This is a genomic window from Acetobacter sp. DsW_059 (assembly GCF_002153695.1).
Classification (GTDB): domain Bacteria; phylum Pseudomonadota; class Alphaproteobacteria; order Acetobacterales; family Acetobacteraceae; genus Acetobacter; species Acetobacter thailandicus.
Genome location: NZ_JOPI01000055.1, coordinates 1 through 207, shown reverse-complemented (window position 1 = coordinate 207; position 207 = coordinate 1). Strand labels below are relative to the sequence as shown.

The following is a 207-nucleotide window of genomic DNA, read 5'->3' as shown; positions in this document are numbered from 1 at the left end:
TTGTGGAAGCGGTGGAGGTCGTAGCAGTAGCTGCGGTCGATTTAGCTTCCAGCGCGGTTACGCGCGCAGCCAGATCAGCACGTTCGAGACGCTCACAGAAAATCCCAAGAGACAGAAGCTCCTCATAGCGAACTGTCTGCTGTGTTGCCTGAGTTTTACCATCTGCTTCATAAACAGGTTCTTCTGTAGTGGTCGTGACGCCATCAA

General features: G+C 52.7%; 1 protein-coding gene. It reads right to left on the bottom strand.

All coding sequences use genetic code 11. The annotated features are described in order from the left end of the window. A partial coding sequence (locus HK25_RS13010) for a hypothetical protein (RefSeq protein WP_158092946.1) occupies positions 1-207 on the bottom strand: 207 nt, incomplete at both ends.